The sequence below is a fragment of the Bacillus sp. AK128 genome (assembly GCF_053903075.1).
In genome coordinates this window covers 2,915,785-2,939,237 of sequence record NZ_CP096379.1, presented here as the reverse complement: position 1 = coordinate 2,939,237, position 23,453 = coordinate 2,915,785, and the positions used below count along the sequence as shown (strand labels likewise).

The window sequence follows — 23,453 nt, the reverse complement described above, 5'->3', positions numbered from 1 at the left end:
GTAGTAGTGATCATTTCAAAAAGATGACGATGACTACTATGTTATTCTAAACGGCTATGTCCTTAATTTTAGGACCTGAGGTGATCCACTTGCCGACAAAGAAGTCAACGCCAGATTTTTTACTAGTAGTGCTTACACTTTTACTTTTATCAATAGGGATGATTATGGTTTACAGTGCAAGTGCTGCGTGGGCAACCTATAAATTTGATGGGGATTCCTTTTTCTTTGCGAAGCGTCAATTGCTATTTGCAGGACTAGGAGTTATTGCCATGTTTTTTATTATGAACATAGACTATTGGACATGGCGCACATGGTCTAAAGTTGTTCTTATTATCTGTTTTATTTTATTAGTATTAGTATTAATACCAGGAGTCGGATTAGTCCGTGGTGGAGCGAGAAGTTGGATTGGGGTAGGAGCTTTTTCTATTCAGCCATCGGAATTCATGAAGCTTGCCATGATTGCTTTTCTTGCAAAATACTTATCTGAGAACCAAAAGAAGATTACCTCCTTAAGAAAAGGGCTCATCCCATCTCTGGGATTAGTATTCTTTGCTTTCGGTATGATTATGCTTCAGCCAGACCTTGGAACAGGAACTGTGATGGTCGGTACTTGTATGGTTATGATTTTTGTAGCGGGAGGAAGAATTAGTCACTTTATAGGTCTCGGCTTAATAGGTGTGGTTGGGTTTGTCGCCTTGATTCTTTCTGCACCGTACAGAATAAAACGAATCACTTCGTTTTTAGATCCATGGGAGGACCCGTTGGGTAGTGGGTTTCAGATCATCCAGTCACTGTATGCCATTGGGCCAGGTGGATTACTTGGACTAGGGTTAGGTAAGAGTCGTCAAAAATTCTTCTATCTACCAGAACCACAGACAGACTTTATTTTTGCGATTTTAGCAGAAGAATTAGGTTTCATCGGTGGTTCGCTCGTGATTTTGTTATTTGCTTTATTATTATGGCGAGGGGTAAGAATTGCATTAGGTGCTCCTGATTTATTTGGTAGCTTTCTAGCAATTGGGATTATCTCAATGATTGCCATCCAAGTTATTATCAATATCGGAGTAGTAATTGGTTTAATGCCTGTTACAGGAATTACCTTACCTTTCTTAAGCTATGGAGGCTCGTCGTTAACCCTTATGCTTATGGCCGTAGGAGTTTTGTTAAATATTAGTAGATATGCGAGATATTAAAAGTGGTAAAGCCCTGTTTTTATTGAACAGGGTTTTACCTATTTAAAAGATGAAATATCTAGTCGAACAAAACACTATAGTATGAGGATATTAAAAGATTTTGTAAAAGGAATTTTTATAGGTATTTATATAACTGGTGAAATAGACTGTGATAAAGTAAAAGAGGTAATAAAAAAATAATACTCACCTTGCCTATAAAACTGGGTGTGTACTCAACTAAAATGTCCCAAAATCAATAATATTTTAGAAAAGAGCTTTGAAAAACAGACAATTTAATAAGTGTAATGGTAAAATAAATTTTCCTAAATAAAATTCAACCTATTTTTTATTGCTTGTAGAATTTTAAAAATCTGGGATATAAGTTGTTTTAAGTTCAATTATAAATTGACTATGACTCTTGCCTATTCAATTGCATACGATATAGAAAATACAATGAGGAATAATTTAGTTCTTGTTAGGAGGTCAACATGGAAAAATTAGCGAACCTACTTTTAGAAGGAAATGTCGGAAAGGTAGCTTTAGGGGAAGCATTGGCTAATCACACCACGATGAAGATCGGAGGTCCTGCAGATTTATTTGTAGAACCTTCTTCAATAGAGGGGTTGGAATATACGATCAAGCTTATTAATGAACGAGGCCTTAAATGGAGAGCGATTGGTAGAGGATCAAATCTTTTAGTCTCTGATCAAGGGATTGAGGGTGTAGTCATTAAACTTAGCCAAGGATTAGATTCATTAGAGATAAATGGTACAGAAATCACTGTAGGTGGAGGATATCCTCTAGTTAAACTAGCTACCGTTCTTTCAAGAAAAGGATTAGCTGGTTTAGAGTTTGCTGGGGGAATACCTGGTTCATTAGGTGGGGCTGTTTATATGAACGCTGGAGCCCATCGTTCTGATATGTCTAAAATCGTAGAAAAAGCCTATGTCCTGTTTGAAGACGGTACATTTGAATGGCTAACCAATGAAGAGTTAAAGTTTTCGTACCGTACCTCGGTTCTTCAAAAGGAGCGTCCTGGTATATGTGTTAAAGCTGTCCTTCAATTAACAGAGGGAAATAAGGATGAGATTAAAGCTCAATTACAAAAAAATAAGGATTATCGCCGTGATACTCAGCCATGGAATTTCCCTTGCGCGGGTAGTATCTTTAGAAATCCTTTGCCCCATTATGCAGGTCAATTAATTGAAGAAGCAGGCTTAAAAGGATATCAAATTGGTGGTGCACAAGTATCTGATATGCATGCAAACTTCATAGTGAATAAAGAAAATGCGACTGCGTTCGATGTCTTAAATCTAATTAAACATATTCAGTGTGTAATTAAAGAAAAATTTGATGTTGATTTGCATACAGAAGTTGAAATAATTGGTCGAAAATAATCCACTATTTGTCTCCTTTTATGCTATAATTTAATCACGATGAGTTCGTATATTAATGATAATATAAACGGCATGGTAATCGTGCCGTTTATTCCTTTCTATAAAGCTTATTTACGTTTGATTGAACCGGTATAAAACAACTAACAGATTATCATTTGAAAGTTTAACTACATATTGAATGAGGAAAATCATATAAAATTAAAATCTAATTTGAAAACGCGTTTTCGTAAAGATTGTTGATTTAGCTTTATAAACCCGGAGTTGGTTGTAGCGAAAACCAACGGAACTAAATATTTAGTAAAATTAAGTTTAAAAAAGACAAGAAATATGCGAAAACAGTCTATGAAAAAATTAATATGATGGGTGAATGAAGGTATGGAGAAGGGGAAGGTCCTTACACTAGAAGATCGGATTCCAAAGCTCAAACAACAAAGAAGACAGAAAGCCAATCGTAGACTTATTTTCTCTGTTTCTATATTTTTCCTTCTTATTATTGGCATACTTTATCTCCAGTCTCCTTTTAGTCATATTGCAACTATCGAGGTTAATGGGAATGTCCATGTTTCAGAAGGGGAAATTATAAACTTATCGGGATTGTCAAATGAGACAAGCATTTGGAGTGTTAAGAGTGACTTAATTATTGAAAAGATTAAGAAAAATAAAGAAATTAAAAAAGTAGTAATTAAGAGATCACTTCCAAATACTGTATTAATTTCGGTAGAAGAAATGAAACGAGTGGCGTACGCGATGAATGAAGGTAATATTGTTCCTATTTTAGAAAATGGACTTGTATTGGAACCAAGTGATGAAACCTATTTGCATTCAGATGCTCCGTTATTAATGAATTGGGAGACTGGAAGTGCACTGCAGGAAATGGCATCAGAGCTAGCAAAGCTATCACCAGCCATAACTAATTCAATTTCTGAGGTACATCATACCCCTCAGGAATCAGATCCATTCCAAATAACATTGTTTATGAATGATGGTCATGAGGTTAGATCGACAATTACTGACTTTGCTAAAAAAATGAGTGCCTATCCAGCGATTGTGAACCAACTTGATCCGAATTTAAAGGGAATCATTCACATGGAGGTCGCTTATTACTTTGAATCCTATGAAAAAGTAGAGGAAGTGCAGGAAAAAGAGGAAGAAGTGAACGAAGATGAAAGTGAAGGGTAATCATTTAATACTCTCTTTTGTGTGTATAGTTTTAGGATTTATGATTTCCTTTTCCTATCAATTTACTAAAAGTGAAAATAGTGAAGCCAACGGGATAACAAACCGTCAATGGGAAAGAGAATATGAATATCGAAACACACTTGTGAAGCAGGAAGAGTTAAATCGAAATTTACAACAAGAATTATTTGAGAGACAATCGAAAATTAGAGAGATTGAGGAAAACTTAGCTGATCAAGAGCAAGTATTATTTAATCTGGTAGAAGATGTTGAAAAACTTAGGATGTATGTTGGCGAAGTTAAAGTTCAGGGTCCTGGAATCCAGGTCACTTTAGAGGATGCTTCGTACGTACCTTCAGAAGCAAATGTAAATAATTATATTGTTCATGAAGGACATATTCATAATGTAATCAACGAACTACTTATTTCTGGTGCGAATGCTATTGCAATTAATGGACAACGGATTTTTCATGACTCATATATATCCTGTATAGGTCCTGTTGTAAGTGTTGACGGTACTCAACATCCTGCTCCATTTGTTATTACAGCAATCGGAGATTCTAGTGTTTTAGAAGCTGCATTGAATATAACCGGAGGAGTAAAGGATCAACTAGTTAATGATAACATTAATGTGAAAATTGCAAAGCAACAAGAAATTATGCTAGAGCCTAAGCTTGGTCAAGATTAGATCTACTAAGTAAAATGAAAGGTGGTTCCCGTGCGAAATAGAAGTATTTATGTATTTTCCCTAATCGCGTTACTAGTTGGCTTAATGCTCGCCATTCAATTTCAAACCACAAATGAACCAGTTGTACGAGATACACGAGATGCATGGGAATTAAGGGAAGCGATTGATAAAGAACTAGAAGAACAATCTAAGTTAATACAGGAAATTAGGAAATATGAAGAGACTATTGAAAAGTATGAATCCGAGTTTCAACAAAGTAAAGAACTTGCTCTTCAAAATACTCTTGAAGAACTAAGAGAAGAAGCAGGTCTTACCGATATTAGTGGAAAAGGAATTACGATTACTATAGAAAATATGTTCAATGAGCCAATAGTTGGACAAGCCATGCCTCAGGTCTCAGCAGAAGTTCTCAGACGACTAATCAATGAATTAAACATTAATGGGGCTACTCATATATCAATTGCTAATCAGCGTTACATCAATACATCTGCCATAAGGGATGTGAATGGATTTACAACTATTAACAATTTCCGTTTACCTCGTGTTCCAATTGAAGTTAAGGTGTTAGCTGATGATCCGCAAAGGCTGTATAACAGAATGATTGCTTCAGACTCTATTCAATTCGAATTTGAAATTGAAGGTCTACAGCTAGTCATCTCATCACCCATTAATCACTTGACCATCCCTGCCTACGATCAGCCAATTCGTCTTAAACATACTCAGCCTGTCAGTAACGAGAAGGGGGGATCTTGATATGTGGCTTCCAGTTTTAGGCTTAATTATCGGTATCGTCCTTGGGTTGTCTTCAGAGATAAGAGTCCCAGATGAATACTCAAATTATCTATCAATAGCTGTACTTGCATCACTAGATACCCTGTTTGGTGGGATTAGAGCTCATCTTCAAAATTTGTATGATGAGAAAGTGTTTGTATCAGGTTTCTTTTTTAATATAATTTTAGCAGCAAGTTTAGCTTTTCTTGGTGTTCATCTTGGTGTAGACTTGTATTTGGCTGCAGTATTTGCCTTTGGAGTAAGGTTATTCCAAAATATTGCTGTGATTCGTAGAATTATCATTTCAAAATGGTCAGTTTCTAGAGAAAAGTGAGAAAAATTATAATTTCAAAAAGGGAATAGATAGAATTTGTTGAATATTCTCCTTATGATAAAAAAATTATGTGTGTAGTTTAAAAAAATGTTGTTCCGTAATAGTAAAAAAATAGAGTGTGAGATCATAAAGGAGGTGCCAAAGAATGAACAACAATGAAATCTTTGTGAGTCTTGACATCGGTACATCCAATGTAAAGGTAATCATTGGAGAAATGTTAAATGATAACCTTAACATAATAGGTGTGGGTAATGTAAAATCAGAAGGATTACGAAAAGGTACAATTGTTGATATAGATGCAACCGTTCATTCTATAAAAAAGGCCATTGAACAAGCTGAACGGATGGTTGGAGTTTCAATTAATCGAGTGGTGGTAGGAGTTGCTGGTAATCACATTCAGCTTCAATCTTGTCATGGCGTAGTTGCAGTATCTAGCGATAATCGTGAAATTACAAATGAAGATATTCTTCGAGTGATTGATGCAGCTCAAGTTGTATCAATTCCACCTGAAAGGGAAATCATTGATGTAATTCCACGCCAATTTATCGTAGATGGTTTAGATGAAATTAATGATCCCCGTGGGATGATTGGTGTCCGACTAGAGATGGAAGGTACAATTATTACTGGCTCAAAAACGGTATTACATAATTTATTGCGCTGTGTTGAACGTGCCGGCCTAGAAATTACGGATATATGTTTACAGTCCTTAGCTGCAGGTTCTATTGCCTTATCAAAGGATGAGAAGAACTTAGGAGTAGCACTTATTGATATTGGTGGTGGCTCTACAAATGTCTCCATATTTGAACAAGGAATATTACGTTCAACGACTGTAATTCCAGTTGGAGGAGAACATATTACCAAGGATTTATCAATTGGTTTACGTACTTCAACGGAGGATGCCGAGAAAATAAAAGTGAAGCACGGACACGGCTTTTATGATCATGCATCTGAAGATGAAGTATTTAGTGTACCGATTATTGGTAGTGATCAACATCAACAATTTAGCCAACTAGAAATTTCTGATATTATTGAAGCAAGGCTTGAAGAGATTTTTGAACTAGTCCAACAAGAGCTAAGGAAAATGGGGATTAGAGAATTACCAGGTGGGTTTGTCCTAACTGGAGGTGTCGTTACGATGCCTGGTGTATTAGAGCTTGCGCAACTAGTAATGAGAAGTAATGTTCGTATTGCGATTCCAGACTATATTGGTGTTAGGGAACCACAATATACTACTGGTGTAGGCTTGATCCAATTTGCCTATAAAAATGCCAAGCTACAAGGCAAGAAAATAGGTTCAACGGTTTCGATTGAACAAGGGGAAAAGAAAGCATCAAAAAGTCAGCCAGTTAAAAAACAAAAACCGCAAGATGAAAATATTCAAAATAAAGTAAAAAAATTCTTTGGATATTTCTTTGAATAAAAGACCAGAAAAATAACCCTGATGGTTATGGCAACTTCCCACAAAGTGGGTGATTAATGCCATTATTATGGGAAAGGAATTCGGTAAATTAGGAGGACCTATTATGTTGGAGTTCGATACAAATTTAGATCAATTAGCTACGATAAAGGTTATTGGTGTCGGTGGTGGCGGAAATAATGCCGTAAATCGAATGATTGAACATGGTGTTCAAGGTGTAGATTTTATTGCAGTTAATACAGATGCACAAGCGTTGAACTTATCAAAGGCTGAAGTTAAGATGCAGATTGGCGGTAAGCTTACTAGAGGATTAGGTGCTGGTGCAAATCCTGAGGTAGGAAAAAAAGCTGCAGAGGAAAGTAGAGAACAGCTTGAAGAAGTGTTAAAGGGTGCAGATATGGTGTTTGTTACAGCTGGTATGGGTGGAGGAACTGGTACGGGTGCTGCACCAGTAATTGCTCAAATCGCTCGTGAAATTGGTGCTCTAACTGTTGGTGTCGTAACAAGACCATTCACTTTTGAGGGTAGAAAACGTTCTAATCAAGCAACTGGTGGAATCGACTCGATGAAGGAAGCTGTAGATACATTAATTGTTATTCCAAATGACAGATTGCTTGAGATTGTTGATAAGAATACACCGATGCTTGAAGCATTCCGCGAAGCGGATAATGTTCTTCGTCAAGGTGTACAAGGTATATCTGACCTAATCGCGGTTCCAGGACTAATCAACCTGGATTTTGCAGATGTAAAAACAATTATGTCTAATAAAGGTTCTGCTCTAATGGGTATCGGTGTTTCTACAGGTGAAAACCGTGCAGCAGAAGCTGCTAAGCGTGCCATCTCCAGTCCATTACTAGAAACTTCTATAGATGGAGCTCAAGGTGTATTAATGAATATTACCGGTGGATCAAACTTAAGCCTTTATGAGGTACAAGAGGCAGCTGATATAGTGGCTTCTGCTTCTGATCAAGAAGTAAATATGATTTTTGGATCAGTGATCAATGATAACTTAAAGGATGAAATCATTGTTACAGTAATTGCAACTGGGTTCAATGATCACGCAAGTGAACCAAGATCTACACGTCCTTCAATACAGCCTATAAAGCAGCAGCAGGCAGCTCCAACACCAGGAGTAAAACGTGAAGTAAAGCGTGAAGAAGTATCAGCCAATAATAATAATAATAATAATAATAATAATGGTGAAGATACCTTGGACATCCCGACGTTTTTAAGAAATCGAAATCGTCGTAGATAATAGTCTTACTAAAAACCAGGCATATGTAAAATGTCTGGTTTTTTTGTTGTTCAATATTCCATTCCCCTATAAAGTTATAATCCAAACGCCATTGATTTTATTTTGACAAAATATGAAGAAATATCCTAAAATTTATGCACTCTTATCGGCATAAACTGACAGACTTCCAACTAGAATGAATATATACTAGTTTTTACAAAGGGAATAGAATGAAAGATTCTGTTTCATAGATTATTGCAAAGGTTGTGCTAGCTTGACAGTTTATTTAGATGCGATATGGTTATTAAACTTCTGTATTGACGCATCATTGTTGCTGTTAACGGCTATCATTCTTAAGCGTAGAATTAATAAAATACGTTTATTATGTGGTGCACTAATCGGCTCGTCTATTGTGCTCTTTCTTATAACACCTTATTTTGCAATCATGAGCCATCCGATAGTCAAGTTACTCTTTTCGATTGTTATGGTGTTAACTACTTTTGGCTTTAAGCGTTTTCGTTATTTTTTCCAGGCGTTATTAACTTTTTATTTTTCAACATTCATAATGGGAGGAGGTATGCTAGGAGTTCATTATTTTCTAAGTACTGAAATGGTGATTTTTGATGGTATGGTTGCAACAAAATCAACAGGCTTTGGTAGTCCAATAAGTTGGTCCTTTGTCCTGTTAGGCTTTCCTATTCTGTGGTACTTCTCAAAAACTAGATTAGAAGACATGGAGGTAAAGAAAATCCAATATGAACAATTGGTGAATGTCTCCATTACTATAGAAGAACAAACAATTTCGCTAAGGGGACTTGTCGATAGTGGAAATCAATTGTCCGATCCTATTACGAAGTCTCCAGTCATGATTGTCGATGTATTAAAGGTAGGGGGTTTTTTACCTGCAGAAATAATTGAAAAATCCGAAGGTTTAGATTCCTTTTCAACGGTGGAATCCACTCATAGATGGGACTCCCGATTAAGGATTGTTCCATATCGTGGTGTTGGACAACAAAATGAATTCTTAGTAGCAATAAAGCCAGATCTTGTGACAATTGTTCAAAATGAAGAAGTTGTTAATGTGAAAAAGGTGTTGATTGGGATTAGTCACTCCACATTATCATCTGATGACGAATTTGATTGTATTATACATCCTAAGATGTTATTGCAATCTTCAATACAATCTGCATAAAGGAGGAGTTTCATGCGACATTTGAAAATGAAATTAACAATTTGGTGGTATAAAGTTCTTATAAAACTAGGCCTCAAAACAGACGAGATCTACTATATTGGTGGAAGTGAAGCATTGCCTCCCCCTTTATCAAAGGAAGAAGAGGAAGTTCTTTTACAAAAACTTCCCCAGGGTGACAAAGCAACAAGAGCGATTCTAATTGAACGTAATTTAAGACTAGTTGTGTATATTGCGCGCAAATTCGAAAATACGGGAATTAATATAGAAGACTTAATTAGTATTGGAACAATAGGATTAATAAAGGCGGTTAATACATTTAACCCAGAGAAGAAAATTAAATTAGCTACATATGCATCACGCTGTATCGAAAATGAAATTCTTATGTATTTAAGAAGAAATAATAAGATTCGTTCTGAAGTGTCTTTTGATGAACCATTAAATATTGATTGGGATGGAAATGAGCTTTTATTATCAGATGTACTGGGAACAGAAGAGGATATTATTACAAAAGATCTTGAGGCAAATGTTGAAAAAAAATTACTAATTAAGGCACTCCATCAATTAAATGATCGGGAGAAGCAAATAATGGAACTTCGTTTTGGTCTAATAGGTGGGGAAGAGAAAACCCAAAAAGATGTTGCTGACATGTTAGGAATATCACAATCCTACATTTCTAGACTAGAAAAAAGAATTATTAAACGATTAAGGAAAGAGTTTAATAAAATGGTCTAAAAAGAAAAAAATTTTCGTGGACAAAGAGTAAGTAATATCAAGGTTTAAATAAGTTTTTACACCTTTTTGAGTCAATCAGTCTTTGTAGGAAGTGCATAAATTTCCCTTCAAAGGAGATACTTTACTTTGTACAGCAGCTCCCGTTAGGAGGGAAAGAATTGACTCGAAATAAAGTAGAAATATGCGGTGTGGACACTTCTAAACTTCCCGTACTTAAAAATGATGAGATGAGAGAGCTATTTAAGAAAATGCAAAGTGGCGAAATCTGGGCAAGAGAAAAACTTGTAAATGGGAATTTACGTCTTGTACTAAGCGTCATCCAGCGGTTTAATAATAGAGGAGAATATGTTGATGATTTATTTCAGGTTGGTTGCATTGGATTAATGAAATCAATCGACAACTTTGATTTAAGTCAAAATGTAAAATTTTCGACATATGCTGTACCGATGATAATCGGAGAGATTAGACGTTACTTACGAGACAATAACCCCATTCGAGTGTCCAGGTCTTTACGTGATATTGCTTACAAAGCTTTACAAGTTAGAGAACGATTGATGAGTGAGACATCAAGAGAGCCAACTGCAGCAGAAATTGCTAAGGAATTGGATGTTCCTCATGAGGAGATTGTATTTGCCCTTGATGCAATTCAAGATCCTGTATCACTTTTTGAACCGATTTATAACGATGGTGGAGACCCAATTTACGTAATGGATCAGTTAAGCGATGACAAGAACAAAGATATTCAATGGATCGAGGAAATTGCACTAAAAGAGGGTATGAGACGTTTAAATGAACGTGAAAAACTAATACTTAGAAAACGATTTTTCCAAGGTAAAACCCAAATGGAGGTTGCCGAAGAAATTGGAATCTCTCAAGCTCAAGTTTCAAGATTAGAAAAAGCAGCAATTAGACAAATGAATAAAAATATACAATCATAGAACTGTCATTTTGACGGTTCTTTTTCATGTGTTTTTTAAGCTATTCCGCTTTTTTATTTGTTTTAAGAATGATTATGTTTCCTCATTACATATATATGACTATAGAGTGTAGTTACTTTTGTTTCTTTTTTTAAGTAGCCTTTTGATGTAATAATTCTTTATAGATATATATATTCGCTTCCTATAGAGAGGATGAACAGAATGGTTAAAATATCTGAATTCCAAGTCAAAGATGTTGTAAATGTTGCTGACGGAAAAAAATTAGGAAATATTGATGATTTAGAAATTAATACAACGACAGGTAAAATTGATGCCATTGTTATTTCTTCAGGCACTAGAATGTTAGGTTTTTTTGGAAGAGGTGAAGAAGTCATTATTCCATGGCGGAATATTGTTAAAATTGGTGCAGATGTAATTTTAGTTCGTTTTTATCAAGCAGGAGGGGAAGAGTATAATAACGACTCAGTAAATTAAGGTAGGTTCTTTTCTAAAACTACAGCCTAGCATTTTTACGAAAAGCAACAATCTATCCTATAACAGTGTTAAGTTAGAACTTAAGTTATAAATTGAAATACCCTCTTTTTCGTCATTTGTGATAGAATAGTGTCGAAGGGATAATTTCCTTTTATACAATTGAGTATTCCTACTAAAGGAGGCTTAAAAATGGAGCCTTTCCAACTAGTACAAAATGAATTCTTAACTATACCAAATTGGCATAAAGAGTTTCCTCACTTAACGGTTGGCTTTACAACAAAAAATGGGGGTTACAGTAATAAACCATTTTCTACGTTTAATTTAGGTTTACATGTCAATGATTTAAAGGAAAGTGTTTTACAAAATAGACAAAGGCTTTCAGAGATATTACAATTTCCTTTAACAGCCTGGGTATGTTCTGAGCAGGTTCATGACCATCATATTAAGAAGGTAACAAAAGCAGACATAGGAAAAGGTATATACGCATATGAAGAAGGAATTCCGAATACGGATGGTGTATATACAAATGAACCTAATCTTTTGATAACCTCTGTTTATGCTGATTGTGTGCCTCTCTATTTTCATGCACCTGAAAAAGGGTTGATTGGACTGGCACATGCCGGTTGGAAGGGAACAGTGAAAGAAATAGCCAATAGAATGATAAAGTGCTGGGTTGAAGATGAGGGAGTGGCAGTTGAAGAAATCCAAGTTGCGATTGGACCTTCTATCCATCAATGCTGCTATATAGTGGATGATCGTGTCATTCATGAGGTGAAAAAAACTCTTACAAGTGGTGATCCCTTACCATATAAAGAGATTTCAAAAGGTCAATATTCACTAGATTTATCCAATCTAAATAAGCTATTACTATTAAAAGCAGGGGTATTGGAAGACAAAATCCAACTTTCCTTGAGATGTACATCCTGTGAGGAGCAATTGTTTTTCTCTCACCGAAGGGATTCTGGAAAGACAGGAAGAATGATGAGTTTTATCGGATATAAGGAGGTCTGAAGAACTTTTGACTGTTAAAGAGAATCTAGCTACCATTCAACAACGGATACATAAAGCTTGTTTAAAAGTAAATCGCAACCCCGATGAGATCCAGTTAATTGCTGTTACGAAATATGTGACACTAGAACAAGCTAATGAAGCAATGCAAGCAGGTATATTACATATTGGTGAAAATAGAGACGAAGGCTTACTTGAGAAGAAAAAAGAATTAGGCACTGAACCAACCTATCACTTTATAGGGTCCTTACAAACACGAAAAGTGAAAAATATAATAAATGAAGTAGACTACATTCATTCACTAGACCGAATTTCTTTAGCAAAAGAAATGGATAAACGGTGTGAGAATATTGTCAAATGTTTTGTTCAAGTAAATACTTCAGGTGAAGAGTCTAAGCATGGGTTATCAGCGGAAGAGGTCATTCCCTTTATTAATCAACTAGCCGAATATAAGAATATACAGATTGTAGGGCTTATGACAATGGCGCCAAATACTGATGATGAATTAATAATAAGAGATTGTTTTGTTAGGTTAAGAGAGCTTAGACATAATGTACAAGCATTACAACTAGACTATGCTCAATGTGGAGAGTTGTCGATGGGAATGTCTAATGATTTTGAGATTGCGATAGAAGAAGGTGCAACTTTTATAAGAGTTGGTACTTCCTTATTCGAATAATCAATATATCAAGTATTTATGATGAATTGTTTTATCATGGAATACTATTTAGGAGGATCATAACGTGAGTGTGAAATCTAAATTTAAAAACTTCTTCGCCTTAGATGAAGAATATGATTACAATGACCATGATCAGGCAGACCCAGAAGAAGATATGGTAGTGTCCAGGTCAGCAAAACACCAACCGCCAGCAAAACAAAATGTTGTAAGCTTGCAAAGTGTTCAGAAAAATTCTTCCAAAATGATATTATTTGAACCAAGAACCTATTCAGAAGCGCAAGAGATTGCAGATCATTTAAAAAATAGGAGATCGGTGGTCATTAACCTTCAACGGATCTCCCATGATCAAGCTATTAGAATTGTAGATTTTTTAAGTGGTACAGTATATGCTATAGGTGGAGATATCCAAAAAATCGGCTCAAACATCTTCTTGTGTACACCGGATAATGTAGATGTCACTGGTAGCATATCAGATTACATTCAAGAAGAAGACATGTCAGAGAAGAGGTGGTAATTTGCAAACATTATTAGAAATTTTGTTGTATGCTCTTAATATATATTCCTATGCCTTAATTATATATATCCTACTTTCATGGTTTCCAAATGCCAAACAAAGCGGATTCGGACAATTCCTTGCTAGAATTTGTGAACCTTATTTAGAACCGTTTAGACGTATTATTCCTCCACTAGGAATGATCGATATTTCCCCGATTGTAGCAATCTTTTTATTGAACTTTGCTAGTCGAGGACTTGTTTCGTTATTTGAATTTTTAGGTCTTATTTAATGTTACCTGAAATAATAAAAATAGTTTGAAGGATGGGAATCTTTAAATAGATTCCCTTTCTTTGTGTTTATAGTTACTGGTTTGTTCGAACCAATTTTAATAACTGATTAATAACAAGAATAGGAGCAAAGTGTATGACGATATACCAGCATTTTCGCGCTGAAGAGCATGCTTTTATAGATCAAGTATTTGAATGGAAAGAAACGGTAACTTCAACTTATAGCCCGAAATTATTAGATTTTTTAGATCCTAGAGAACAGCTCATTGTAAAAAATGTGATAGGTCATAATCAAGATGTACTTGTTCAATTTTTTGGAGGTTCTCTTCATTCAGAACGTCAGCGTGCACTGCTATACCCTGATTACTATGAGCCTACCGAAACTGACTTTCAGCTTAAGCTTTTTGAAGTAGATTATCCACATAAGTTTGTCTCTATTGAGCATCCACAGGTTTTAGGTTCACTTATGTCAATGGGATTAAAGCGTGCTAAGTACGGAGATATTTTGTCTGAAGGTGAACGGGTTCAAATCATTGTGGCTAACGAGATTTCTGATTTTCTTAGAATGAATTTACAGTCTATTGGTCGTGCGAAGGTAAGTCTTAGAGAGATTGAACTAGACAAAATCCTTCAAATTAAGGAAGAATGGAAAGAAGAATTCTGTACCGTTTCATCCATGCGCTTAGATGTATTAGTTGCCGAGGCTTACAATTTATCAAGATCTAAAGCTACCCCTTTGATAAAGGGTGGTGTTGTAAAGGTAAACTTCAAGCAGGTTGAAGAAACATCGTTTGAATGTAGGGAAGGAGATATCCTTTCTGTAAGAGGGCACGGAAGATGTAAAATTACTGCTATTGAAGGAAAAACAAAAAGAGATAAGGTTCGAATTAAAATTGGTAAAGCCAAATAACAAAAAGTTTGTTAGAATAGAAGGAAATAGTGGCAAAATTGTCGAAATAAGAAAGAAATTGTATAAATGAGAACGTGGAGGTGGCCAACGTGCCTTTAACACCATTGGATATTCATAACAAAGAATTTTCTAGAGGGTTTCGTGGATATGACGAAGATGAGGTTAACGAATTTTTGGATCAAGTGATTAAGGATTATGAGCTTGTGATTCGCGAAAAGAAAGAGTTAGAAGAAAAGGTAATTGAGCTTAAAGAAAGAGTAGGTCATTTTTCAAACATAGAAGAAACCCTAAACAAGTCTATTCTAATTGCCCAAGAAACGGCTGAAGAAGTGAAAAGAAATGCGTCTAAGGAAGCAAAGCTAATTGTAAAAGAAGCAGAGAAAAATGCTGACCGTATCATTAACGAGTCACTTGTAAAGGCTAGAAAAGTTACGATTGAAATTGATGAATTGAAGAAACAATCAAAGGTATTCCGTACAAGATTCAGAATGCTGATCCAAGCCCAGTTAGAATTGATTGAAAATGATGATTGGGATCATCTAATGGAATTAAATAAAGAAATTAAAGCACCAAGTGTTGATATGGATTCAGACGAATAAGTCTTGACGAATTCAAGATTATTACATATAATTCATTAACAAACAATGTCTGATTAAATAGACAATCTAACTATGATAGGGACAGTAATTTCTTCATGGAGCTGTTTTAGCGAGTCGAGGGTGGTGGAAGCTCGATACAGGAAGAAGGAATGAAGATCACCCTGGAGTTCCATGCCGAACAAGCATAAGTAGGCCATGGCGAATCATTCTCGTTACGGATGCTAGAGTGGACTTTTTATTAATGCTTAGCTTTGAAATTATGAGCTAACTTAGTCTATAAGGGTGGTACCGCGAGATCTTCTCGTCCCTTTTGGGATAGAAGGTCTTTTTTGCGTTTATTTACAAAATATGGGTTATGTTTAAATCTCATTGGATGTAGACGCCTGAAACGAAGTTCCTATTATTTCTAGGCATTTTTAACCTTTCTCTTTTAACATCCCTTAATTATGGAAATGATGAAACTAATAAAAACTGGAGGAAATAGAATGGAATACAAAGATACATTACTCATGCCTAAAACAGAGTTTCCGATGAGAGGAAATCTTCCTAATCGTGAACCAGAGGTCCAAGCTAAATGGACAGAAATGAATATTTATGAAAAAGTACAAGAAAAAGCTTCAGGTCGTCCATTATATGTTCTTCATGATGGCCCTCCTTATGCGAACGGTGACCTTCATATGGGGCATGCTTTAAACAAAGTATTAAAGGACTTTATTATACGTTACAAGTCGATGACTGGCTTCAGCGCACCTTATGTGCCAGGTTGGGACACACATGGTCTTCCTATTGAAACGGCATTAACTAAAAATAAAAAAGTGAACCGTAAGGAAATGAGTGTCTCTGAGTTTAGAAAGCTTTGTGAAGAGTATGCTTATGAACAAATTGATAGTCAAAGGCAGCAATTTATGCGACTAGGAGTACGCGGAGATTGGTTTAATCCTTATATTACTTTAAAGCCAGAATATGAAGCTCAGCAAATCAAAGTATTCGGAGAGATGGCCAAAAAGGGTTATATCTATAAAGGTCTAAAGCCTGTTTATTGGTCTCCTTCAAGTGAGTCAGCGTTAGCAGAGGCTGAAATTGAGTATCAAGATAAGCGCTCTGCATCTATTTATGTAGCATTTGATGTTAGAGATGGTAAAGGCATTCTAGATGGAGATGAGAAAATCATCATCTGGACAACAACACCTTGGACAATTCCGGCTAACCTTGGGATTTCCTTACATCCGGACTTAGAATACAGTGTCGTAAAAGTAAACGATGAAAAGTTTGTGATTGCTTCTGCTCTTTTAGAAGAGGTAACAAAAGTTCTTGAATGGGAGCAACCTGAGGTTGTTAAAACTGTAAAAGGTAAAGAGTTAGACAAGGTTGTTGCCAAGCACCCAATTTATGATCGTGATTCATTAGTAATGGTAGGCGAGCATGTTACAACAGATTCAGGTACAGGTTGTGTTCACACTGCACCAGGACATGGGGAAGAAGACTTTATCGTAGGAAAGCAATATGGTTTAGATGTTTTGTGCCCTGTTGATGAAAAAGGATATATGACAGCTGAGGCACCAGGATTTGAAGGTTTGTTCTATGATGAAGCAAACAAGCAGATCACTGAAAAGCTTCAAGAGGTAGGAGCGTTATTAAAGCTAAGCTTTATTACTCACTCTTATCCACATGACTGGCGTACAAAGAAACCAACTATTTTCCGTGCGACAGCTCAATGGTTTGCCTCGATTGCCGATATTCGTCAGGATTTATTAGCTGCTATTCAAGAGACGCAGTGGGTTCCGGCTTGGGGTGAAACAAGACTGTTTAACATGGTTCGTGACAGAGGAGATTGGTGTATTTCCCGTCAACGTGTTTGGGGCGTACCAATTCCAGTGTTTTATGGTGAGAATGGTGAGCCAATTATCACCGATGAAACAATCGAGCATGTATCAGGTTTATTCAGACAGCATGGATCAAATATCTGGTTCGAACGCGAAGCAAAGGATCTTCTTCCTGAAGGATTTACACATGAATCAAGTCCAAATGGTACGTTTACTAAAGAAACTGACATTATGGATGTTTGGTTTGATTCTGGTTCGTCTCATCAATCGGTCCTATTAGAAAGAGATGATTTACAACGACCAGCTGATTTATATTTAGAAGGTTCTGATCAATATCGTGGTTGGTTTAACTCTTCCCTGTCAACAAGTGTTGCTGTTACTGGTAAGGCTCCTTACAAAGCAGTCCTTAGTCATGGTTTTACTTTGGATGAACAGGGTAGAAAAATGAGTAAATCAATTGGAAATGTAATCTTACCAAGTAAAGTTATCAACCAATTTGGTGCAGATATCTTACGCCTTTGGGTAGCATCTGTTGATTTCCAATCAGATGTGCGCGTTTCTGATAATGGCTTCAAGCAAGTATCTGAGGTGTACCGTAAAATTAGAAATACCTTTAGATTCCTTTTAGGTAACCTTGCAGATTATAATCATCAAACAAACGCCGTACCTTTTGAGAGCCTAAGAGAAGTAGACCAATACATTCTTGTTAAATTAAATAAACTAATTGATAAAGTTAAAAAATCTTATGATACATTTGATTTTGCAGCTGTTTATCATTCAGTCCATAATTTCTGTACGATTGAACTAAGTTCGTTTTATCTCGATTTTGCAAAGGATATTCTATATATCGAATCTGCTGATCAAAAGGATCGAAGAGCAATTCAAACAGTTCTATATGAATCATTGCTAACTTTAACGAAGCTAGTTACTCCAATCCTTCCACATACAGCTGATGAGGTTTGGGGCTATATTCAAGGAGTTGAAGAGGAAAGTGTTCAGCTTGTCGATATGCCTAATGCAACAGAAATTACCAATGCAAAAGAATTAGAGAAGAAATGGGATCAGTTCATGTCACTTCGAGATGACGTCTTAAAAGCATTAGAAGTGGCTCGAAATGAAAAGCTTATTGGTAAATCTCTAACTGCAAAGCTTACATTATTTACAAATGAACAGTCATCCGCACTATTAGGGTCTATAAAAGAAGACTTAAAGCAGTTATTTATTGTTTCTGATGTAAAATTAGGTGGATCAGTTGAGGAAGCTCCTGAGCAGGCCCAAACATTTGAAAATGTCTCAATCTTAATTGAGGTAGCTGAAGGAGAAACATGTGATCGTTGTTGGATTGTAACACCAACTGTTGGTCAAAATGACTCTCACCCAAGCTTATGCTCTAGATGTGCTGATGTCATAAATGAACATTATTCCGAATAGAAATAGGAGGCTAGTGATTAGATTAATCACTAGCCTCTGTTTTTTCGAATTCACAGTTGGATGCTTCTTACATAAGATGGTGAAGTGGCCTATAGTAGAAATTCACCATAATACTTTTCAAAAGAAGATGTCCATCCGACAAACCTCAAATAATATTACGAATGATATGAATGAGAGGAAAAACTTGTTGCTTGTATTTTCTTGATAGAAGGTTAGACTACATCATACACAATACTCAACATCAAAGAGGAGCGTGATCATGAACATGGATTTTAATGAAATTCATTCTGAACTTCTCGTGATGAAACAAGAGCTAGAGAATCGGCTAAAGTTTGGTAGTGTAAATGTGAAGGAAGAGTTTGCTACTGAACCCCTTTTTCAAAAAAAGCAAGATGAAAAAAAAGTTCTCATTCAAAAGCATATTCAAGATGACTTAGCAGATGTTAAACGAGCTTTAGCGAAGCTCGAGTTTGGTATTTATGGTTATTGTGAAGAGAGTGGCAAACCAATTCCATTTGAGAAATTAAAAACATTACCAACTGCAAGAACCTTGGAAGACTTTACTTATAGTGATTTAGTAAGAATATAGGGCGCTAAAATAGCGTCTATTTTTAGAATTGGCTCTGTTAAAGTACTACGTTGTTTTTTTGCACAGTTGATTGAAGTGGAAGGACGCGAGACTCCTGTGGGAGTAGCGTGACAGGTGGAGACCCCGCAGGCGCAACCGAGGAGGCTCACCGCACGCCCCACGGAAAGCGAGTGTCCTGTAACGAAAATCAACAACAAAGTTTAACACAGCCCTAGAATTAAGCCTCTGCTTTGGGTTAGCCATTGCTGGGGCTGTTTTAGTAGGTGATCCTTATTATTGCATCAGGCATTCTAATCAATCCGTTTATGACAAGTTAAGATGAGTTTAGCCCTCTAAAATATAAGCTCATTGTCTGATATGAATAGTCTATGATAAAATCAGGTAGTATCTTATCTGAAGCGGGGGAAAAATAGTGTTATACTATATAACGGCATTAATCGTGGTCTTACTAGATCAGTTTACTAAATGGTTAGTTGTAAAATATATGGAACTAGGGGAATCCATCCCACTTATTTCTAACTTTCTATATTTAACTTCACACCGTAATAAGGGAGCAGCCTGGGGAATACTCCAAGGACAAATGTGGTTTTTCTATATCATTACAACAATCGTGATCATAGGTATTGTTATATTCCTTCAACGTCTCTCATCGAAGGAAAAGCTTATGGGCTGGTCTTTAGCGTTAATGCTTGGTGGTGCAATTGGAAACTTTATTGACCGTTTATTTAGGAAGGAAGTCGTAGACTTTATTAATACATATATTTTCACTTATGATTTTCCAATATTTAATATAGCTGATTCTGCATTAGTAATCGGCGTGGGGCTTTTCTTTATTCATACTTTATTAGAAGGAAAGCAAGAAAAGGAGACGCAGCATGGAACAGGTAACATACAAAGTTAATGAAGAGGAACATTTAGAGAGAATCGACAAAGTACTAACGTCGATGAATGATGAGTGGTCTCGTTCTCAAGTACAACAGTGGATTAAAACGGATCTCGTTGAGGTTAATGGTAAGGCAGTGAAGGGGAACTATAAGTGTAAAACAGATGATAAGATTACTCTTACAATTCCAGACCCAGAGCCTTTAGATGTAACACCAGAGGAAATGAACCTTGAATTCTACTATGAAGATGCAGATGTTCTTGTTGTGAATAAGCCTAGAGGAATGGTTGTTCACCCTGCTCCTGGTCATGTATCAGGTACATTAGTAAATGGATTGATGGCACATTGCAAGGATTTGTCAGGTATAAATGGGGTAATGCGGCCAGGGATTGTCCATAGAATTGATAAGGACACTTCCGGATTATTAATGGTTGCTAAAAATGACATGGCCCATGAATCTCTAGTTAATCAGCTTGTTCATAAGACCGTGACAAGGAGATACAAAGCTATTGTGCACGGTGTTATTCCTCATGATAAAGGTACTATTGACGCACCAATAGGTAGAGATGAGAAGGATCGTCAAAGCATGACGGTGACAGAAAAAAATAGCAAAGAAGCAGTGACACATTTTCAGGTGTTGGAACGGTTTAAGGATTTTACCTTTGTAGAATGCCAATTGGAGACAGGAAGAACACATCAAATCCGCGTTCACATGAAATATATTGGTTATCCGTTAGCAGGTGATCCCAAATATGGTCCTAGAAAAACAATCGAGCTTGAAGGACAAGCACTACATGCAGGTGTTTTAGGATTTGATCATCCAAGAACGGGAGAATACCTTGAATTTGAAGCTCCCTTACCGTCAGAATTTGAAGAGGTATTAGATTGGCTTAAAAAAAGAAGTTGACAAATTTCGAGCATCCTGACATAATTACCTTAATAACATATGACCCTTTAACACAGTCCTGTGAGGCTGAGAAGGAAACGGAGTAAGTATAAGGAGGGACCTTTATGCCCTTTTTATACCAAAATTCTATCCTCTCACTGACAGTGGGAGGATTTTTTTATACTTCTTTTCAAGGGAAAAATAAAAGAGGTGAGCACCATGTCATTTAAAGCCATCGTTTTAGACGAGCAAGCCATTCGCAGAGCCTTAACCAGAATTGCTCATGAGATTATTGAAAGAAATAAAGGAATTGAGGATTCTGTATTAATTGGAATCAAAACAAGAGGGATTCATATTGCTAAACGGCTCGCAGAAAAAATAGAACAAATTGAAGGTAAGAAAATTCCAGTAGGTGAAGTAGATATCACGCTTTACCGGGATGATTTAACCACGAAGACGGAAGATCAAGAGCCATTATTTAAGGGCTCAGATGTGCCAGTAGATGTAACGAACCTTAAGGTAATCCTTGTAGATGACGTATTATTTACAGGTAGAACTGTTCGAGCAGCAATGGATGCTTTAATGGATTTAGGACGTCCCGCTCAAATTCAGCTAGCTGTTTTAGTAGATCGTGGTCACCGAGAGCTTCCAATTCGAGCGGATTTTGTCGGTAAAAGCATCCCGACTTCAAGCTCAGAAAAGATTGTGGTTGATTTGACTGAAATTGATGAAATAGAACAAGTAACGATACATGAAAAATAAATAACACCCTTTTAAGGGAGTCCAGAGAGGCTACAAAAGGGTAGAAATATACTTATGTAGATAAGTGTATTCTGCCTGCCTCTTTGCCCGGTTGCAAAGAGGTTTTGTTATTAAATGAATAATTTTCAAAAAAGAGAGAAGAAATAACGATAAGACCATAAGGGGGATTACATATGAAATCCAATAAAGAAATAGTTTTAGACATTCATGATAAGCCATCAGCCGTTAATTGGTTTTCTCTAAGCTTCCAGCATTTATTTGCAATGTTTGGAGCGACCGTTCTTGTGCCATTCTTAACAGGATTAAGTCCAGCGGTTGCGTTAATCTCAAGCGGACTTGGGACACTAGCATTTATACTTATTACGAAAGGTCAAGTGCCTGCTTACTTAGGTTCGTCCTTTGCTTTTATTGCACCAATTATATCAGCCCAAGCTTTAGGTGGACCAGAAGCAGCAATGCTAGGAAGTTTCTTAGCGGGACTGGTGTACGGAATAGTAGCGCTAATCATTAAGGCAGTTGGATACAAATGGTTAATGAGACTCCTTCCACCAGTTGTTGTTGGACCGATCATCATCGTGATTGGTTTGGGTCTTGCCGGGACTGCTGTTAATATGGCAATGCTAGTTAATCCGAATGATCCAACTACCTACAGTCTGCTTCATCTATCGGCAGCATTAGTGACATTAATTCTAACGGTTATTTTCTCAGTGTATTTGAAAAAAGGATTCCTAAGCTTGATTCCGGTTTTACTTGGAATTGTCGGAGGTTATATCTACTCATACTTTGTTGGCTTAGTAGATTTTTCAGGGGTTCAAAATGCAAAATGGTTTCAAATGCCTGACTTTGTTACCTTCTATACAGGAGTAGATTTCTCTTGGAGTATAGTATGGTTAATGGTTCCTGTCGCGGTCGTTACTTTATCTGAACATATTGGACATCAAATGGTATTAGGTCGAGTTGTACACAGAGATTTGATTGCAAAACCAGGTTTACACCGTTCAATCATGGGAGATGGGGTTGCAACGATCATCGCGTCATTAATCGGTGGACCACCTAATACCACTTACGGTGAAAATATCGGAGTATTAGCCATTACAAAGGTGTTTAGTGTATTCGTTATCGGTGGGGCAGCTGTACTAGCTATTGTTTTTGGATTTGTCGGTAAAGTTGGTGCGGTAATCAGCTCAATCCCAACACCTGTTATGGGTGGTGTATCAATCCTGTTATTCGGAATTATCGCTTCATCTGGTTTACGAATGATGATTGATTCAAAAATTGATTTAGGTAAAAATCGCAACTTAATTATTTCTTCTGTTATCCTAGTAATTGGGATTGGTGGAGCTATTATAAAAGTATCTGAACACTTTGAAGTACATGGAATGGCGCTTGCAGCTATTCTTGGAATCTTACTAAATGTCATCTTGCCAGATCGTGAAGTGGAGTCAGGTGATATGTCCGATATTAATGACAATATTAAATAGGTCACCTTTTAAATGAGTCCAGAGAGGCTTTCAAGGGTGTAAAGAAGGAATAATTTTGCGACTCCTTCTGCTTTCTTACACCCTTTTCATACAG

General features: G+C 36.4%; 24 protein-coding genes and 1 other annotated feature. All 24 genes read left to right on the top strand.

The features are described 5' to 3' along the window. Positions 1-89 precede the first annotated feature (89 nt). The 24 genes from spoVE to M1D60_RS14565 all read left to right on the top strand — a co-directional run bounded on the left by spoVE (position 90) and on the right by M1D60_RS14565 (position 23,359). Positions 90-1,193 carry a stage V sporulation protein E gene (gene spoVE, locus M1D60_RS14680; RefSeq protein WP_456275583.1) on the top strand — a complete coding sequence of 368 codons (1,104 nt, stop codon included), beginning with the start codon at positions 90-92 and terminating at the stop codon, positions 1,191-1,193. 467 nt (positions 1,194-1,660) lie between these two features. Then, the gene (gene murB, locus M1D60_RS14675) at positions 1,661-2,569 is read left to right on the top strand and encodes a UDP-N-acetylmuramate dehydrogenase (RefSeq protein ID WP_456275582.1); all 909 of its coding nucleotides are present in this window, start codon (positions 1,661-1,663) and stop codon (positions 2,567-2,569) included. Between the two features lie 375 nt (positions 2,570-2,944). After that, positions 2,945-3,748, top strand: a complete 804-nt coding sequence (locus M1D60_RS14670; protein ID WP_456275581.1) for a cell division protein FtsQ/DivIB — start codon at positions 2,945-2,947, stop codon at positions 3,746-3,748. Continuing rightward, positions 3,732-4,433: a DUF881 domain-containing protein gene (locus M1D60_RS14665; protein WP_456275580.1), complete on the top strand. Its 702-nt coding sequence runs from the start codon at positions 3,732-3,734 to the stop codon at positions 4,431-4,433. Before M1D60_RS14670 ends, M1D60_RS14665 begins: the two co-directional genes overlap by 17 nt. 30 nt (positions 4,434-4,463) lie before the next feature. After that, positions 4,464-5,186, top strand: coding sequence for a DUF881 domain-containing protein (locus M1D60_RS14660; RefSeq protein ID WP_456275579.1), 723 nt, complete (start codon positions 4,464-4,466; stop codon positions 5,184-5,186). 1 nt (position 5,187) lies between these two features. Continuing rightward, the gene (locus M1D60_RS14655; protein ID WP_163176833.1) at positions 5,188-5,538 is read left to right on the top strand and encodes a small basic family protein; all 351 of its coding nucleotides are present in this window, start codon (positions 5,188-5,190) and stop codon (positions 5,536-5,538) included. 145 nt (positions 5,539-5,683) lie between these two features. Beyond that, positions 5,684-6,958 (top strand): cell division protein FtsA, encoded by a 1,275-nt coding sequence (gene ftsA, locus M1D60_RS14650; RefSeq protein ID WP_456275578.1) that lies wholly within the window; start codon positions 5,684-5,686, stop codon positions 6,956-6,958. Positions 6,959-7,061: 103 nt separating this feature from the next. Further along, a complete protein-coding gene (gene ftsZ / locus M1D60_RS14645) occupies positions 7,062-8,210 on the top strand; it encodes a cell division protein FtsZ (protein WP_456275577.1) in 1,149 nt (382 codons plus the stop codon). Between the two features lie 253 nt (positions 8,211-8,463). Then, on the top strand, positions 8,464-9,381 hold the full coding sequence (gene spoIIGA / locus M1D60_RS14640) for a sigma-E processing peptidase SpoIIGA (RefSeq protein ID WP_456275576.1): 918 nt from the start codon (positions 8,464-8,466) through the stop codon (positions 9,379-9,381). A gap of 12 nt (positions 9,382-9,393) precedes the next feature. Then, positions 9,394-10,113, top strand: coding sequence for an RNA polymerase sporulation sigma factor SigE (gene sigE / locus M1D60_RS14635; protein ID WP_456275575.1), 720 nt, complete (start codon positions 9,394-9,396; stop codon positions 10,111-10,113). 158 nt (positions 10,114-10,271) lie between these two features. After that, positions 10,272-11,051 carry an RNA polymerase sporulation sigma factor SigG gene (sigG, locus tag M1D60_RS14630; RefSeq protein WP_456275574.1) on the top strand — a complete coding sequence of 260 codons (780 nt, stop codon included), beginning with the start codon at positions 10,272-10,274 and terminating at the stop codon, positions 11,049-11,051. 201 nt (positions 11,052-11,252) lie between these two features. Then, positions 11,253-11,525, top strand: a complete 273-nt coding sequence (locus M1D60_RS14625) for a YlmC/YmxH family sporulation protein (RefSeq protein ID WP_456275573.1) — start codon at positions 11,253-11,255, stop codon at positions 11,523-11,525. A gap of 189 nt (positions 11,526-11,714) precedes the next feature. Further along, positions 11,715-12,536: a peptidoglycan editing factor PgeF gene (gene pgeF, locus M1D60_RS14620; RefSeq protein WP_456275572.1), complete on the top strand. Its 822-nt coding sequence runs from the start codon at positions 11,715-11,717 to the stop codon at positions 12,534-12,536. 7 nt (positions 12,537-12,543) lie between these two features. Then, positions 12,544-13,212: a YggS family pyridoxal phosphate-dependent enzyme gene (locus M1D60_RS14615; protein WP_456275571.1), complete on the top strand. Its 669-nt coding sequence runs from the start codon at positions 12,544-12,546 to the stop codon at positions 13,210-13,212. Between the two features lie 64 nt (positions 13,213-13,276). After that, complete coding sequence (locus M1D60_RS14610; RefSeq protein WP_456275570.1) at positions 13,277-13,726, top strand: cell division protein SepF; 450 nt, start codon at positions 13,277-13,279, stop codon at positions 13,724-13,726. 1 nt (position 13,727) lies between these two features. After that, positions 13,728-13,997: a YggT family protein gene (locus tag M1D60_RS14605; RefSeq protein WP_456275569.1), complete on the top strand. Its 270-nt coding sequence runs from the start codon at positions 13,728-13,730 to the stop codon at positions 13,995-13,997. 134 nt (positions 13,998-14,131) lie between these two features. Then, on the top strand, positions 14,132-14,905 hold the full coding sequence (locus tag M1D60_RS14600; protein WP_456275568.1) for a YlmH family RNA-binding protein: 774 nt from the start codon (positions 14,132-14,134) through the stop codon (positions 14,903-14,905). An 89-nt stretch (positions 14,906-14,994) separates the two neighbouring features. Further along, positions 14,995-15,504, top strand: a complete 510-nt coding sequence (locus tag M1D60_RS14595; protein WP_456275567.1) for a DivIVA domain-containing protein — start codon at positions 14,995-14,997, stop codon at positions 15,502-15,504. Positions 15,505-15,567: 63 nt separating this feature from the next. Continuing rightward, positions 15,568-15,816: a binding site (T-box leader), on the top strand. Between the two features lie 173 nt (positions 15,817-15,989). Then, a complete protein-coding gene (ileS, locus tag M1D60_RS14590) occupies positions 15,990-18,758 on the top strand; it encodes an isoleucine--tRNA ligase (RefSeq protein WP_456275566.1) in 2,769 nt (922 codons plus the stop codon). Positions 18,759-19,017: 259 nt separating this feature from the next. Beyond that, positions 19,018-19,347, top strand: a complete 330-nt coding sequence (locus tag M1D60_RS14585; RefSeq protein ID WP_456275565.1) for a TraR/DksA C4-type zinc finger protein — start codon at positions 19,018-19,020, stop codon at positions 19,345-19,347. Between the two features lie 412 nt (positions 19,348-19,759). Beyond that, positions 19,760-20,248 (top strand): signal peptidase II, encoded by a 489-nt coding sequence (gene lspA / locus M1D60_RS14580; RefSeq protein ID WP_456275564.1) that lies wholly within the window; start codon positions 19,760-19,762, stop codon positions 20,246-20,248. After that, positions 20,223-21,137 carry an RluA family pseudouridine synthase gene (locus M1D60_RS14575; RefSeq protein ID WP_456275563.1) on the top strand — a complete coding sequence of 305 codons (915 nt, stop codon included), beginning with the start codon at positions 20,223-20,225 and terminating at the stop codon, positions 21,135-21,137. Before lspA ends, M1D60_RS14575 begins: the two co-directional genes overlap by 26 nt. A gap of 198 nt (positions 21,138-21,335) precedes the next feature. Beyond that, positions 21,336-21,878 (top strand): bifunctional pyr operon transcriptional regulator/uracil phosphoribosyltransferase PyrR, encoded by a 543-nt coding sequence (gene pyrR, locus M1D60_RS14570; protein ID WP_456275562.1) that lies wholly within the window; start codon positions 21,336-21,338, stop codon positions 21,876-21,878. A 173-nt stretch (positions 21,879-22,051) separates the two neighbouring features. Continuing rightward, a complete protein-coding gene (locus M1D60_RS14565) occupies positions 22,052-23,359 on the top strand; it encodes a solute carrier family 23 protein (RefSeq protein WP_456275561.1) in 1,308 nt (435 codons plus the stop codon). Positions 23,360-23,453: the final 94 nt, after the last annotated feature.